A 14,192-nucleotide genomic window follows, 5' to 3' on the forward strand; every position below is an offset into this window, starting at 1 on the left:
GTGATGTATCACATCACAATCGCACCATGATCGTTAGTTGGAAACATAAAGGCCTTCGTGTTTTTTATGAAACTGGCTCAACCAAAGGGATCAATGCGAACCATGCAAATCGCTTGCGCCGTGTCTTGCTGATTTTAGACAGTGCGAGTCACTGGAGCGATCTGGAACTGCCAGGTTGGCGCTTCCATCGCTTGAAGGGAGACCTTGTCGACTATTGGTCGGTGAGCATCACTGGCAACTGGCGAATCATATTTCGTATGTTCGACGATCAGGTCGAGCTGGTCGACTATCTCGATTACCACTGAGAAGGGGTCTGTTTATGGGTATGCACAATCCTCCTCACCCAGGAGAAATACTGCTTGAGGATGTTATTCCGGGGCTCGGAATGACCATCACTGAAGTGGCAAGGCGCCTGGGTTTCGCCAGGGAGACCTTTTCCAGAATTCTTCACGGACACGCGCCGGTCAGTCCTGATCTGGCGGTACGGCTGGAGCGCGCTGGCATCAGTAAAGCTCAGATGTGGCTCTCAATGCAGAGCAGCTATGACCTGTGGCAGGCAGAACATCGAGAACAGCCTGTTATTGAGCGGTTTGCTCGGGTTGAGTAAATGAGGTCAAAGAGCCCGGCTTAGACCGGGTTTTTGTTGCGTGCTGGATCTACATCTCTCGGAGATTTCCGACAAGCCTTTCAGGTTGTCCGTCGGAACTCGCACAACTGACCTTCGCCAGTCGCTGCCAATTCAGCGACCGGGACTGCAAGCCCGCCGAAATAATGTTAGGAGCTCGCAAGCGCCGCTATAATCGTGGCGCTTTTCATGGTCATCGTTTTCTGGTGGCTGTGCGCGGGAGACCTTTGGGTCTGCCGAGGTGCTCCTGACTCGGTCTTGCAGAACCGCGCACAGCTGCCACCCATCATCTGCAAGTGATGCTGACAGCTCCTATTTTTCAGGAGTTTTACCATGATCAAAGATAGCCCAAACCTCCCATCTGACTCCCCGCCCACCGACCAAATCTTCACCGTCCTGACCCACCTGAACAGCGAAACCCTGCTCGCCAACGCCTCTCAAGACCTGGCATCGGTACAGGCACTGGCGAGTAATCTGGCATTTGATGTCGACGGTCCCCAGCGTGATGCCGTGCTGGGTATTCATCGAATGGTGGAGGGCATTCAGTTGATGGTGGAACGGGTGCTGGATCTTCGCGAAGTGTCAGCAGCCACCGCCAACTGATCATTCCCGCGCGGAGCATGGCGACGATCAATACTGCGTTGACAAGAAACCCGCTGGGCCAGTTTGGCCAGCGGGTTTTTTGTTGGCTGTAACGACCCTGTCGCGAGCAAGCCCGGCTCTCATGTTTGAGCGCATGGACATGGTGTATATCCATCCACGCTTGACGCCATTTCTTTCACATGGCACTGTATAAATGTACAGTATGTGAGGTGTTCGGTAATACGTGACGTTCAGTCGGTTGCGCCGCCAATCATCCCACTGTGCACATGACCAGGACGGTCATGTTTCATTCTTGACCCGATCATCGGGTCCCATGTTGAAAGAGAGGGAACTCCTATGTCTTATCCAGAAAGCAAACTCACCGGCATGACCGGCTTCGCCAAAGCCGCTAAGGTCACTGGCGGCTGGTCCGGTCCGGTTGTCAGCATCACTAACCTGGATCAGCTCAAAACCAATATTGCCGGTTCCACACCCCGCGTGCTGGTGATCAATAGCAATATCTCGGCGTCCAGTTTGACCAAGGTCTCCATGGGTTCAAATAAAACCCTGGTCGGTTCGTTCCAGAACCGCACGCTCAACAACATTCACTTGCGTGCGACACCTGAGTCGCAAAACATCATTTTTCAGAACATCGTTTTCCAGCACTCGGCGGGTATCAAGGCCAATGATGATATCCAGCTGTACCTCAACTACGGCAGCAAGTACTGGATCGATCACTGCTCCTTTGTCGGCCATGACTGGTCCGCCAACGATGGCAGCCTCGACAAGCTGTTATACATCGGCGACAAGGCCGACTACGCGACCATCAGCAACTGTTTTTTCGGCAACCACAAGTATGGCCTGATCCTGGGCCACCCGAGCGATGACAACAACACAGCCTTCAATGGTTTCCCACGGCTGACTATTTGCCATAATCGCTTCGAGAATATGGAAGTGCGCGCACCGGGGTTGATGCGTTATGGCTACTTCCATGTCTATAACAACTACATCAACAAGTTTCATCTCGGCTTTACGCTGGCGCAAAACGCCAACATTCTTTCCGAGAGCAACAACTTTGGCGAAGGCAGCGCAAGCAACGGCATGTTGGATGATAAAGGCAACGGTACGTTTACCGATATTGGCAGCGTGCCTGCTATCACGAATCAGAAGTCGCCCAAAGCGCAGTGGACCGCCTCGTCCAATTACACCTACACCTTGAGGACCGCCGCGCAGGCAAAGGATTTCACCGTCAAGAATGCGGGGGCCCAGTCGGTAAGCCTGGTATTCGGTGGCTAAAGCCTGGAAGCTCAGCCACCCCGATGAGATACCGGCGTGACGTGTGGCAGTTGGCGGATTTCTAATCTGTGGGCTGCATAAACAAGAAACCCGCTGGGCCAGTTTGGTCAGCGGGTTTTTTGTTGGCTGTCAGGGCCTCATCGGCGTCGTGACAGGCGCCCCCGATCTTTCTGACAATACCCAGCGGTTGCCGCTCGGAATCAGCCCCATTAGTTTGATCGACTCATTTAAGCTGAGCCACACTTCATGGACGATACCGAACACCTCAATCGCGAAAGCGACTTTCAAGAAGCCCTCAAAGACGCCAGGCAGGACGAAACCGTCATCTGGAATAAAGTCCAACAAGTCAGTTCCCACAGCCATGTCGCACTCTGTCTTTTGAACGGCACTGCACGCACATTTGAACTCACTGCTGCCAGCTGGGACATCGGTGCTGCGCCAGAGGCATACCTCCTCCATCCTTGGAGCTATCTGACATTCGTTCTGCGAGCACAAATACCTGTCTTTGCCCGAGGACGAGTGTCTACCCAGGCCACACACCGCTTTACCTGTAAAAGTGGTGACCAATCCTTCGAGTTCTCGACCTGGCTCAAGGTCAGGAAAAAATACCAAGCCTTCTCTTTTGCGCCGGATACCGTCGCTCAAAGAGAGCACTCAGTTCGCTCCACCGGTAAAGCCCAGTTGCCTTGTTTTTCAGCGATTACCCAAGCCATGGCCAATCAGCCCTATCACTACGCGGTGGCTGTCAGTCTTGGAGGGCAATACTGAGGCTACCGAAATTGTTGATGGGTCGGAGATTGTCGAAACCCGCTAGCCCAGTTTGGCCAGCGGTTTTTTTGTTGGCGGTTCTGGCCTCATCGGGGGCAAGCCCCCTCCCACATTTTGATCGGTGCCGGACTTGGCAATGCGGTCAAGTGTGGGAGGGGGCTTGCCCCCGATGAGGCCAGAACAACCACGACATCTCTAAACCCTGGCGCCGACCTCACGGCCACTGACCAACCGCTCCAACGCCTCACCCAACCCGGATGCCCTGTCGCCCATCAACAGATGCCAAACACCGCTGTCGAGCTGACTTACCCCTTGGCAGCCCAGCGCAGTGAGCTGAGCCTCAGACAACCGCGAATCATCCCCCAACTCCACCCGCAACCGGGTCATCGCCACTGCTTCCAGCTGGCGCACATTCTCTCGACCACCCAGCGCGCTCAGCCATTTCTCGGCCTCCTGCACATGCACCGTCACTGGCTTATCCACAGGCGCAACCGCTGCAGGCGCTGCCGCAACAAACCCCGGCATGGCCAAGCGAATTTCATCAGCAATGCTATCGGCCATGGGCCCGACGACCACCTGCAAGCTGCCGCCATTACCTGGCCGTACGACAGCCATGGCGCCCAGCGCTTTGAGTTCAGCATCCACCGCCTTGTTGCGATCCACCATGTCCAAGCGCAGCCGCGTGGTGCAAGCACCCACACTCAGCAAGTTCTCAGCACCGCCCAGCGCCTGGATGTAGGCCGTCGCACGCTGGTTGTCGCTCATGGCCTCGGCCTGCACCACCTGGATATCTTCACGACCCGGCGTCTTGAGGTTGAAGCGGCGGATGCAGTAGGTGAACACCGAGTAGTAGATCAGCGCGTAAGCCAAGCCAACCGGGAACACCAGCCAGCCATTGGTGGATTTGCCCCAACCGAGCACCATGTCGATAAACCCACCGGAGAAGGTAAAGCCGAGATGGATATTCAACAGGTTGGTGAGCGCCATCGACAGGCCAGTCAGCAGTGCGTGGATCAGGTACAGGAACGGCGCCAGGAACATGAACGCAAATTCAATCGGTTCCGTCACGCCGGTCAGGAATGAGGTCAGTGCCATCGACAGGAAAATCCCGCCCATCACTTTACGGCGCTCCGGCAACGCATTGCGGTACATCGCCAGGCACGCGGCGGGCAGGCCGAACAGCATCACCGGGAACATGCCGGTCATGAATTGGCCGCCTTTCGGGTCGCCGGCGAAGTAGCGGGTCAGGTCGCCGGTCACCACCGCGCCGGTTGCCGGGTCGGTGAAGGTGCCAAACACGAACCACGCCATATTGTTGAGGATGTGGTGCAGGCCGGTGACGATCAGTAAACGGTTGAACACGCCAAACACGAAGGCGCCCAGGCTGCCGCTTTCCATCAGCAACACGCCGAAGCTGTTGATGCCGTGCTGGATCGGCGGCCAGATCAAACCAAAGATCACGCCCAGGCCCACCGCCGAAAAGCCGGTGACAATCGGCACAAAGCGTCGCCCGCCAAAGAACGCCAGGTACTCCGGCAGCTTGATGTCCTTGAAGCGGTTATACAGCGCGCCCGCCATCAGGCCACTGGCGATACCGGCGAGCATGCCCATGTTGATGGAGGTGTCCATCACCTTGAGTGTGGAGATCATCACCAGGTAGCCAATCGCCCCCGCCAGGCCGGCCGTGCCGTTGTTGTCGCGGGCAAAGCCCACGGCGATGCCGATGGCGAAGATCAGCGCCAGGTTGGCGAAGATCGCCTGCCCGGCATCGTGCATCACCGCGATGTTGAGCAAATCGGTGTCGCCCAGGCGCAGCAACAGGCCGGCGATCGGCAGGATCGCAATCGGCAGCATCAGGGCGCGGCCCAGGCGTTGCAGGCCTTCGATGAAATGTTGGTACATGGCGTGTCTCCCTATTCTTGTTGTTGTCAGCTCAGCGGCCAGTGGTGTTGACAGGCGTGGCGAACGGCCTTGGCGCTGCTCAGGTCAAGCAGCGTCTGGCTCAGTTGCCGGCATTGCGCCGCGTCCAGGTGACGGACGCGGTCCTTGATTTCGCCGATCTGCGGCGGGCTTACCGACAGTTCGCTGACACCCAGGCCGACCAGTACCGGCGTGGCCAGCGGGTCGGAGGCCAGGGCGCCGCACACGCCGACCCAACGCCCGTGTTTTGCCGCACCGGCGCAGGTCTGGGCGATCAGCCGCAGCAAGGCTGGATGCAGCGCGTCGACGCGGGCAGCCAAGCCTGCGTGGTCGCGATCCATGGCCAGGGTGTACTGGGACAGGTCATTGGTGCCGATGGACAAAAAGTCCGCGTGTTCGGCCAACTGCTCAGCCATCAGCGCGGCGGCGGGCACTTCGATCATCACACCCAGTTCGGGGCGCTGCGTCAGGTTCAGTTCCACGCACAGTTGATCCAGGCGTTGGCGGATCTGCAGCAGTTCGTCCACCTCGCTGACCATCGGCAACAGGATGCGGCAACGCGCCAGCGGCGAGACTTGCAACAGGGCGCGCAGTTGCTGGTCGAGCAGTTCCGGGCGCACCTGGGCCATGCGAATGCCGCGCAGGCCCAACACCGGGTTGGCTTCGACAGGCAGCGGCAGGTAGTCGAGCTGCTTGTCACCGCCCACGTCGATGGTCCGAATGATCACGGACTTGTCGCCCATCGCATCCAGCACGGCCTGATAAGCCTGGCGCTGTTCCTGTTCATCCGGTGCGGTGCGGCGGTCGACGAACAGAAATTCGGTGCGCAGCAAACCGACCCCATCGGCGCCATTTTCAAATGCGTGCCGGGCCTCGTTGCTGGAGGCGACGTTGGCGGCGACTTCAATGCTCACGCCATCGGTGGTGCGTGCCGGTTGTTGCGCCTGGGCGTGTTGCTGCTGGCGACGGAGCTTCTGCGCGTCGCGAATCTGGTGGACTTCAGCATGACGCGCGTCACTGGGGGCCAGTTCCAGCCGGCCATTGACGGCGTCCAGCACCACACGCTGGCCCTGAGGCACATCCAGCACCTCGGCACCCAGCGCGACCACGCAGGGCAAGCCTTTACCCCGCGCAAGAATGGCGACGTGTGACGTGGCGCCGCCTTCGGCCATGCAGATACCCACAGCCCGCTGCTCACTCAACTGCAGCAGATCTGACGGCGTCAGTTCATGGGCACTGACGATCGACCCGGCAGGCAGTTCAAAGTGCCAGGCCTCGCCCAGCAAGGCGCGCAGTACGCGTTGTTGCAGGTCGCGCAGATCGTTGGCGCGCTCGGCAAACAACGGCTTGCCCAGTGCCAGCAGCACCGCGCACTGGGCCTGGATCGCATCGCGCCAGGCGTGGGTGGCAGCGCTGCCGTGGGTGATGGCGGCGGTGGCCGCTTCCAGCAGCGCCGGGTCTTCGAGCAGCGCGAGGTGGGCGGCGAAGATGTCTTCCTCCTCGACGTTCTTGCGTTGGCGGGCATGGTCGAGGGTGCTGCGGATTTCATCGCGCACCTGCTGCAGAGCCGTGTCGAGGCGCTGTTGTTGTTCGTCGGCCGAATGGTTGCCGGTGTCTTCCGGCAGCTCGATGCCGGTCAGGCGAAACAGCGGCCCGCACACCAGGCCGGGCGCTGCACAAACGCCTTGCAACACATCGGCTTCCACACTGGCACGACGGGGCGCAGCAGCGGCCACCGGCACGTGATGGACTTCGCTGACTGCCACGGACAATGCCGCGATCAACCCTTGCAACGCGGCCTCGGCGTCCTTGCCACGGCAAACCACGCGCACTTCGTCGCCTTCGCCAATGCCCAGGCCCATCAAGCCAATCAGGCTGTCGCACGATGCCGACTTGTCAGCGAAGTGCAGGTGCGACTGGCTGCTGAAACCCTGGGCCGTCTTGCGAATCAAGGCGGCGGGGCGGGCATGCAAACCGCCACGGTGGGTGATGCGCACGCTGGCGCTGGCTTCTGAGTCGGCTTCGGAGTCGGCTTTTGAGTCGGCTTTTGAGTTGTAGTTATCCACAGCTGCTTGAACGGTGCTGGTCGCGCGCGCGGCAATCTGCAGCAATGGCTCTCCGACCTTGACCGTTTTCAGCGCCAAAGGCGTCAGTTCAAAGCGATCACTGTTGGTCAGGATGATCAGGCTCACCAGGCTCTTGCACTGACGCGCAATGCGGTCCAGGTCAAACTGCACCAGCGCCTGGCCCTGGCTCACCCGTGCGCCTTCCTTGACCAGCAAGGCAAAGCCTTCGCCATTGAGTTGCACGGTGTCGATGCCCACATGCATCAGCACCTCGGCACCGTTGTCGGCGCGCAGGGTCAGGGCGTGCCCGGTGCGGGCGACATGGATGATCACGCCGTCACAGGGTGCCTGCAGACAGTCGTTCAATGGGTCGATAGCGATACCGTCGCCCATGGCGCCGCTGGCGAACACTTCGTCGGGGACGCTGTTCAGGGCCAGCACCGGCCCACTCAAGGGGGCGCTGAGGGTCAGTCGATTATTGTTGTTGGACATGGGCACGGTACTCATCAGGAAAACGCCGCTTTAGTGGGTGCGGGTGACTTTGCTCAGGTGGCGCGGCTGGTCCGGGTCCATGCCCCGGGCCTCAGCCAGGCCGGCGGCCATCACGTAGAAACTCTGGATCGCCAGGATCGGGTCCAGGCTCGGGTGTTCGGCGCGGCTCAGGGTCAGGTCGCGTTCGGCGATATCGTCCGGCGCGGCCAGCAGCACCCGGGCACCGCGTTGACGCATATCGGCGGCCAGGCTCAACAGCCCGGCCTGCTCGGCGCCCCGTGGGGCGAACACCAGCAGGGGGTAGTTCTCGTCGATCAGCGCCATCGGCCCATGGCGCACCTCGGCGCTGCTGAAAGCTTCGGCCTGGATCGCCGAGGTTTCCTTGAGCTTGAGCGCGGCTTCCTGGGCGACGGCGAAACCGGCGCCACGGCCGATCACCATCAAGCGCTGGCTGCCTTTGAGGGCGTCGACGGCCAGGCGCCAATCCTGTCTGGCGGCGTCGCGCAGGCCATCGGGCAGGGCCTGGCAGGCTTGCAGCAGGTCGGTTTCCTGGTTCCAGTGGCCGATCAACTGCGCGCTGGCGCTGAGGGTGGCGATAAAACTCTTGGTCGCGGCCACGCTGAGTTCCGGCCCGGCGCACAGCGGCACATGGAATTCACACGCGGCTTCCAGCGGCGAGTCTTCGGCATTCACCAACGAAATGCTCAAGGCCCCGCGTTTGCGCAACAGGCGCAGGCTGTTGACCAAGTCCGGGCTCTGCCCCGACTGGGAGAACCCGAACGCCACCTGGCCGCTGACTTTCATTGGCGCCTGCAACAGGGTCACCACCGACATCGGCAACGACGCCACCGGAATGCCCACATGCTGCATGGCCAGGTAGGCGAAGTAGCTGGCGGCATGGTCCGAGCTGCCGCGGGCGATGGTCATCGCCACTTGCGGCGGCTGGCGGCGCAGGCGACCGGCGACTTCCGCCAGCAGCGGGTCCAGGCGTTGCAGTTGTGCGGCGACGGCGTCGCAGGAGGCCAGGGCCTCTTCAAGCATTTTTGAAGTCAATGGTTTCTCCTTCGACCATTACGTCGGTGAGTGTCAGGGAGCGGTCCAGGCGCACGCAGTCGGCGAAGCTGCCGGGTTGCAGGCGGCCGCGCGCTTCCAGGCCCAGGTAGTCCGCGGGAAATTGCGACAAGCGTTGTGAGGCTTCGCTGATAGGCAGGCCGATTTTCACCAGGTTGCGCAGCGCCTGGTCCATGGTCAGGGTGCTGCCGGCCAGGGTGCCGTCGGCCAGGCGTACGCCGCCCAGGCATTTGGTCACGGTGTGGCTGCCCAGCTTGTATTCGCCATCGGGCATGCCGGCGGCGGCGGTGGAGTCGGTGACGCAATACAGGCACGGGATCGAGCGCAGTGCCACGCGCATGGCACCGGGATGCACGTGAAGCAAGTCCGGGATCAACTCGGCGTATTGGGCATGGGCCAGCGCGGCGCCGACGATGCCCGGCTCGCGGTGATGCAGCGGGCTCATGGCGTTGTACAAATGCGTGAAGCTGGTAGCGCCGGCGGCGAGGGCGGCGACGCCTTCTTCATAGCTGCCCAGGGTATGGCCGATCTGCATGCGCACGCCGCGTTCGCTGAGGGCGCGGATCAATGCATCGTGGCCGGCGATTTCCGGGGCGATGGTAATCACCCGGATCGGCGCCAGGCGCAGGTAGGCTTCGACTTCCGCCATCAACGCGGTGTGGGCGAAGTTGGGTTGGGCGCCGAGTTTGCCCGGATTGATGTAAGGGCCTTCCAGGTGCACGCCCAATATCCGGGCGCTGCCCGTCGGACGTTGTTCGCAAAACCTGCCGAGTTCACCGAGGACGCTGGTGATTTCTTCCACCGGCGCCGTCATGGTGGTGGCCAGTAGCGAGGTGGTCCCAAACCGCACGTGGGTACGGGTAATGGTCTCGAAAGCGTGCGCACCTTCCATGATGTCCGCACCGCCGCCGCCGTGCACATGCAGGTCGATAAAGCCCGGCAGCAGGTAGGGCAGGTCGTTGTCGGCCGGGTCGCACGGCGTGCCTTCAATGGCGACCACCTTGCCGTGCTCGTGCACCAGGCGGCCGCGCATCCAGCCGCTGGGCGTGAGGATATTGTCTTCTGACATGGGCAGTTCTCTAGATTCGCAATTCGGCGGAATAGTCATGACGGCGCAGCTCTGCGACAAAGTCGTAGTAGTCGTTGCGGCAGTAGGTGTCGGTGATTTCAATCGGCGTGTTGTCGGCGGTGTAGCCCACGCGGGTCATCAGCAGCATGGCGGTGCCGGGGGCGATGCCCACCAGCTTGGCGAACTCGTCCGAGGCATTGATCGCCTGGATATGCTGCAGGGCGCGCACGATGGGCTTGCCGATCCCTTCCAGGTATTCGTACAGCGAATTGCCGATGGCTTGCGGCTGTGGCAGTACCGAGGCGGGCATGGCGGTCATTTCAATCGCCATCACCGTGTCATCGGCTTTGCGCAGACGCTTGAGGCGCGCCACTTTGTCGGTAGGCGACAGGCACAGGCGGATCAGCTCTTCGTGGGTTGGCGGGGTGATATCGCGTTCCAGCCATTGGGAAGTGGGTACAAAGCCTTTGAGCCGCAACATTTCGCTGAACCCCGACAGGCGCGACAACGGTTGTTCCAGGCGCGGCGTGATAAAGGTGCCGGAGCCCTGGCTGCGGCGGATCAGGCCCTGGGCAAGCAACACCTCCAGCGCTTTGCGGGCGGTCACCCGCGAGATGCTCAACTGCTCGCTGAGGGCGCGTTCCGAGGGCAGGGCCTGCTCGGATTTCCACTGGCCGGCATGGATCGCCGCTTCAAGGCTGCGGGCCAGTTGCAGGTACAGCGGCGTGGATTGCTTGTCGTCGGGGCGCAAGGCCAGGATGGGGTTCATCTGTCAGGTTTCCGATGCGTTATTGGAATGTTGTCGCCCGGTAATGGCCGGAAATTAATACCACTTAAATACCATGTCAATGCTACCAAAACGGTGCGTGCCCCGGTTTCAGGGCTCCTTAAGGGTGCCTGGTATCAAGTGGTATTAGAGAGGTCTTTATTGCGCGCACAAACGCACAGCCTGCGCGGTGAACTGGTATTCACCGGCAGGCGCTGCTTGAGGGCAGGAAATATTTTCGAATTATTTTACGAGCGGTCGCCGATCAGGGCCGAATCTCGATCAGGGTGCCGTCCTTGACCAGGGTCCAGACTTCGCGCATGTCCACATTGCGCATGCCGATGCAGCCGTCGGTCCAGTCCAGGGTGTGGAACCACTGCTCCGGGTAGTCTTCGGTGTCGGGCGTGCCGTGGATCATGATCATGCTGCCCGGTTTAACCCCTTCGCGGCGCGCGCGGGCGGCGTCGCTGATATTGGGGTAGGAGATGTGCATGGCCAGGTTGAAGCGCTCGCTGGTCTTGCGCCAGTCGATCCAGTAGAAGCCTTCAGGCGTGCGACGGTCGCCCTCGATCAGTTTGTGGCCTTTCGGGTTTTTACCCAGGGATATGCGATAGGTCTTGAGGGGCTTGCCGTCGTTGATCAGTTGCAACTGATGGGCGGATTTGAGCACCAAAACTTTTTCGACAGGTTTGCCGCCGAGGGTTTCCACCGTGGAGGCCGAGGACAGGGCAGCGAACAACACACAGATCAGAGCAAGCAACCAACGCATTGAAACGATTTCCCTTTGGCGACGATTGGCCGGCTTGTTATTGGGCGGGCTTGGACAGGGGAGGCACGGACTCGCTGCGCACCGGGAACAGCTGTTGCGCACGGTCAGCGAAGAAGCATTCTAAGGTACGCCCGACCGTGCGGAAAGCCAGCTCGGACCAAGGGATATCGGCGTGTGCGAACAGCTTCACTTCCAGGCTTTCCTGGCCTGCGGCGAAGTCCAGGTCGGCCAGCTCGGCGCGATAGAAAATATGCACCTGGTTGATGTGCGGCACATTGATCAGGGTATAGAGGCTCAGGTTGCGCACGCGGGCGCAGGCTTCTTCCAGGGTTTCGCGCATGGCGGCCTGTTCCACGGTTTCGCCGTTTTCCATAAAACCGGCGGGCAGGGTCCAGTACCCCAGGCGTGGCTCGATGGCGCGGCGGCACAGCAGCACTTTGTCTTCCCAGACCGGCACGGTACCGGCGACGATATTGGGGTTCTGATAGTGAATGGTCGAGCAGTGGTCGCACACATAGCGCAGGCGTGCGTCGCCTTCGGGAATGCGTTGGGTGACCGTTTTACCGCACTGGCTGCAGAAGTTCATGCTGGGGTTCCTGGAGAGTGGGCCTATCTTGGCTTGGCAGGCAGGGCCCTGCAAGTTGTCGTTTAGCGACACACCGGCGGTTTTGGGGTTGGGCGCCCGTGCGCTTTGGTGCATGATGCAAGGTAGCCAACAGATCGAGATGACTCATGCTGGACGAGCTACTTCGCCGGGTAAGCAATCACACCCCCCACACCCTGGAGACTGACGGGCGTTTCCCCGAGGCCGCGGTGCTGGTACCGATTACCCGCAGCGACGAACCCGAGCTGATCCTGACCCTGCGCGCCAGTGGCCTGTCGACCCATGGCGGCGAAGTGGCCTTTCCAGGCGGGCGCCGTGACCCCGAAGACCCGGACCTGATCTTTACCGCCCTGCGCGAAGCCGAAGAAGAAATCGGCCTGCCGCCGGGGCTGGTCGAGGTCATTGGCCCCTTGAGCCCGCTGATCTCCCTGCACGGCATCCGTGTAACGCCCTACGTGGGCGTGATCCCCGACTATGTCGAGTACCTGGCCAACGACGCCGAAATTGCAGCTGTCTTCAGCGTCCCCCTGGAGTTCTTTCGCCAGGACCCCCGCGAGCACACCCACCGCATCGACTATCAGGGCCGCAGTTGGTATGTGCCAAGCTACAGGTTCGGCGAATACAAGATCTGGGGCCTGACGGCAATCATGATCGTCGAGCTGATCAACCTGCTCTATGACGACGCCAAGATCAGCCTGCACCAGCCACCCAAGAGCTTCATCAATATCTAAGCCATCCTTTGAATGGCAAGCCGTGAGGGACAACCATGAAATACCGTCTGGGCGATGCCCGCGTCGAGACTCATCCACAAAGCTGGGTAGCACCCAATGCCACGCTGGTGGGCAAGGTCAAGCTGGAGGAGGGCGCCAACGTCTGGTTCAACGCGGTATTGCGTGGCGACAACGAACTGATCCTGATCGGCAGGAACAGCAATGTGCAGGACGGCAGCGTGATGCACACCGACATGGGCTACCCGCTGACCCTCGGCACCGGCGTGACCATCGGCCATAACGCCATGCTGCACGGCTGCACTGTCGACGACTACAGCCTGATCGGCATCAACGCGGTGGTTCTCAATGGCGCCAGAATTGGCAAGCACTGCATCATCGGCGCTAATTCGCTGATCGGCGAAGGCAAGGAAATTCCCGATGGCTCGCTGGTGATGGGGTCGCCGGGCAAGGTGGTACGTGAGCTGACCGAGGCGCAGAAACGCATGCTCGAAGCCAGCGCCGCGCACTATGTGCATAATTCGCAGCGGTATGCGCGTGATCTGGTTGAGCAGGAGCAATGAGTGCGGTTGAACGGCCTGTGGCCTCGCCTTGCGTGAGCATTTGCGCGTTGGACGAGGACGATATCTGCACCGGTTGCCAGCGTACGGTTGACGAGATTACGCGTTGGAGCCGCCTGGACAACGCCGAACGCCGGGTGGTGTTGGGGTTGTGTCATGAGCGGGCGGTGGCCAGTGGTTTAGTGTTTATGGCTTCTGGCAAATCCGGCGCCTGATAGACCGCCATCGGGGGCAAGCCCCCTCCCACCTTTTTGATCTGTGAACACAGTCAAGTGTGGGAGGCGGCTTGCCCCCGATGAGGCCCTTCCAGACGGCCTCCCTGTAATTGTGTACTCTGTGCGGCATCACCCACAGGTCCATCCCCATGCTCTTCCTGATCGCCTATATCAGCAGCGTCGTGCTGATCAACTTCGCCTTCTCCACCGCCCCGCACCTGGACGTGATCTGGTCCGCCTGGGGTGGCCTGGTCTTCATCCTGCGCGACATGGTGCAAACCCGCTTCGGCCACGGTGCGATCATCGCCATGCTGGCAGCGCTGGTGCTGTCGTATATCACTTCCGATCCGTCCATCGCCCTGGCCAGCGCCACGGCGTTCGCGGTGTCCGAATGCATCGACTGGCTGGTGTTCAGCATCACCCGGCGCCCGCTGCACGATCGCCTGTGGATCAGTTCGGCGCTGAGCATTCCCCTGGATACCTTTATCTTCTTCGGCCTGATCGGTGCGCTGACGCCGGCGGTGGCGGGCACGGCGCTGGTGTCGAAATTCGCCGGGGTCACCGTGGTGTGGCTGGTAATGGCCTGGCGCATCCGCCGGCGCGCCGTCGCCAACTGAGGCCAATTTTTACAGTTCATGTAAAATGCCGGCCTTTCTCCCCC

At 60.8% G+C, this 14,192-nt stretch carries 16 protein-coding genes; 9 read left to right on the forward strand and 7 right to left on the reverse strand.

The genetic code is table 11. The features are described from left to right. Positions 1-26 precede the first annotated feature (26 nt). The 5 genes from BFQ04_RS13690 (at position 27) to BFQ04_RS29305 (ending at position 3,271) form a co-directional block, all read left to right on the forward strand. A complete protein-coding gene (locus BFQ04_RS13690; RefSeq protein WP_065951283.1) occupies positions 27-305 on the forward strand; it encodes a type II toxin-antitoxin system RelE/ParE family toxin in 279 nt (92 codons plus the stop codon). 14 nt (positions 306-319) lie between these two features. Beyond that, a complete protein-coding gene (locus BFQ04_RS13695; RefSeq protein WP_057013199.1) occupies positions 320-607 on the forward strand; it encodes a HigA family addiction module antitoxin in 288 nt (95 codons plus the stop codon). A 351-nt stretch (positions 608-958) separates the two neighbouring features. Next, positions 959-1,228, forward strand: a complete 270-nt coding sequence (locus BFQ04_RS13700; protein ID WP_065951284.1) for a DUF6124 family protein — start codon at positions 959-961, stop codon at positions 1,226-1,228. 336 nt (positions 1,229-1,564) lie between these two features. Further along, entirely contained in the window at positions 1,565-2,503 is a 939-nt protein-coding gene (locus BFQ04_RS13705; RefSeq protein ID WP_065951285.1) for a pectate lyase family protein, read from the forward strand. Between the two features lie 246 nt (positions 2,504-2,749). Further along, on the forward strand, positions 2,750-3,271 hold the full coding sequence (locus BFQ04_RS29305; RefSeq protein ID WP_139111930.1) for a hypothetical protein: 522 nt from the start codon (positions 2,750-2,752) through the stop codon (positions 3,269-3,271). A gap of 195 nt (positions 3,272-3,466) precedes the next feature. Here the strand turns inward: BFQ04_RS29305 and nagE are convergent, their stop codons facing one another. The 7 genes from nagE to BFQ04_RS13745 form a co-directional block, all read right to left on the reverse strand. Next, the gene (gene nagE, locus BFQ04_RS13715; RefSeq protein WP_065951287.1) at positions 3,467-5,173 is read right to left on the reverse strand and encodes an N-acetylglucosamine-specific PTS transporter subunit IIBC; all 1,707 of its coding nucleotides are present in this window, start codon (positions 5,171-5,173) and stop codon (positions 3,467-3,469) included. A 26-nt stretch (positions 5,174-5,199) separates the two neighbouring features. Next, the gene (gene ptsP / locus BFQ04_RS13720) at positions 5,200-7,749 is read right to left on the reverse strand and encodes a phosphoenolpyruvate--protein phosphotransferase (RefSeq protein ID WP_065951288.1); all 2,550 of its coding nucleotides are present in this window, start codon (positions 7,747-7,749) and stop codon (positions 5,200-5,202) included. A 30-nt stretch (positions 7,750-7,779) separates the two neighbouring features. Beyond that, on the reverse strand, positions 7,780-8,802 hold the full coding sequence (locus BFQ04_RS13725; protein WP_139111931.1) for an SIS domain-containing protein: 1,023 nt from the start codon (positions 8,800-8,802) through the stop codon (positions 7,780-7,782). Beyond that, a complete protein-coding gene (gene nagA / locus BFQ04_RS13730) occupies positions 8,783-9,889 on the reverse strand; it encodes an N-acetylglucosamine-6-phosphate deacetylase (RefSeq protein ID WP_065951290.1) in 1,107 nt (368 codons plus the stop codon). The genes BFQ04_RS13725 and nagA overlap by 20 nt, the downstream gene beginning before the upstream one ends. 10 nt (positions 9,890-9,899) lie before the next feature. Then, positions 9,900-10,658: a GntR family transcriptional regulator gene (locus BFQ04_RS13735; RefSeq protein WP_065951291.1), complete on the reverse strand. Its 759-nt coding sequence runs from the start codon at positions 10,656-10,658 to the stop codon at positions 9,900-9,902. A 262-nt stretch (positions 10,659-10,920) separates the two neighbouring features. Next, positions 10,921-11,424, reverse strand: a complete 504-nt coding sequence (locus BFQ04_RS13740) for a L,D-transpeptidase family protein (protein WP_065951292.1) — start codon at positions 11,422-11,424, stop codon at positions 10,921-10,923. A gap of 37 nt (positions 11,425-11,461) precedes the next feature. Beyond that, complete coding sequence (locus BFQ04_RS13745) at positions 11,462-12,010, reverse strand: NUDIX hydrolase (RefSeq protein WP_065951293.1); 549 nt, start codon at positions 12,008-12,010, stop codon at positions 11,462-11,464. Between the two features lie 146 nt (positions 12,011-12,156). On the opposite strand from BFQ04_RS13745, the gene BFQ04_RS13750 reads away from it, so the two are divergent. From BFQ04_RS13750 to BFQ04_RS13765, 4 genes are all read left to right on the forward strand, one after another. Next, positions 12,157-12,759, forward strand: a complete 603-nt coding sequence (locus BFQ04_RS13750; protein WP_017736785.1) for a CoA pyrophosphatase — start codon at positions 12,157-12,159, stop codon at positions 12,757-12,759. A 35-nt stretch (positions 12,760-12,794) separates the two neighbouring features. Next, positions 12,795-13,319 carry a gamma carbonic anhydrase family protein gene (locus BFQ04_RS13755; protein WP_065951294.1) on the forward strand — a complete coding sequence of 175 codons (525 nt, stop codon included), beginning with the start codon at positions 12,795-12,797 and terminating at the stop codon, positions 13,317-13,319. Beyond that, the gene (locus tag BFQ04_RS13760) at positions 13,316-13,531 is read left to right on the forward strand and encodes a DUF1289 domain-containing protein (protein WP_065951295.1); all 216 of its coding nucleotides are present in this window, start codon (positions 13,316-13,318) and stop codon (positions 13,529-13,531) included. The genes BFQ04_RS13755 and BFQ04_RS13760 overlap by 4 nt, the downstream gene beginning before the upstream one ends. Before the next feature lie 149 nt (positions 13,532-13,680). Beyond that, a complete protein-coding gene (locus BFQ04_RS13765; protein WP_065887519.1) occupies positions 13,681-14,148 on the forward strand; it encodes a VUT family protein in 468 nt (155 codons plus the stop codon). Positions 14,149-14,192 lie beyond the last annotated feature (44 nt).

Source organism: Pseudomonas sp. 37 R 15, assembly GCF_900004865.1.
GTDB lineage: Bacteria > Pseudomonadota > Gammaproteobacteria > Pseudomonadales > Pseudomonadaceae > Aquipseudomonas > Aquipseudomonas fluorescens_AM.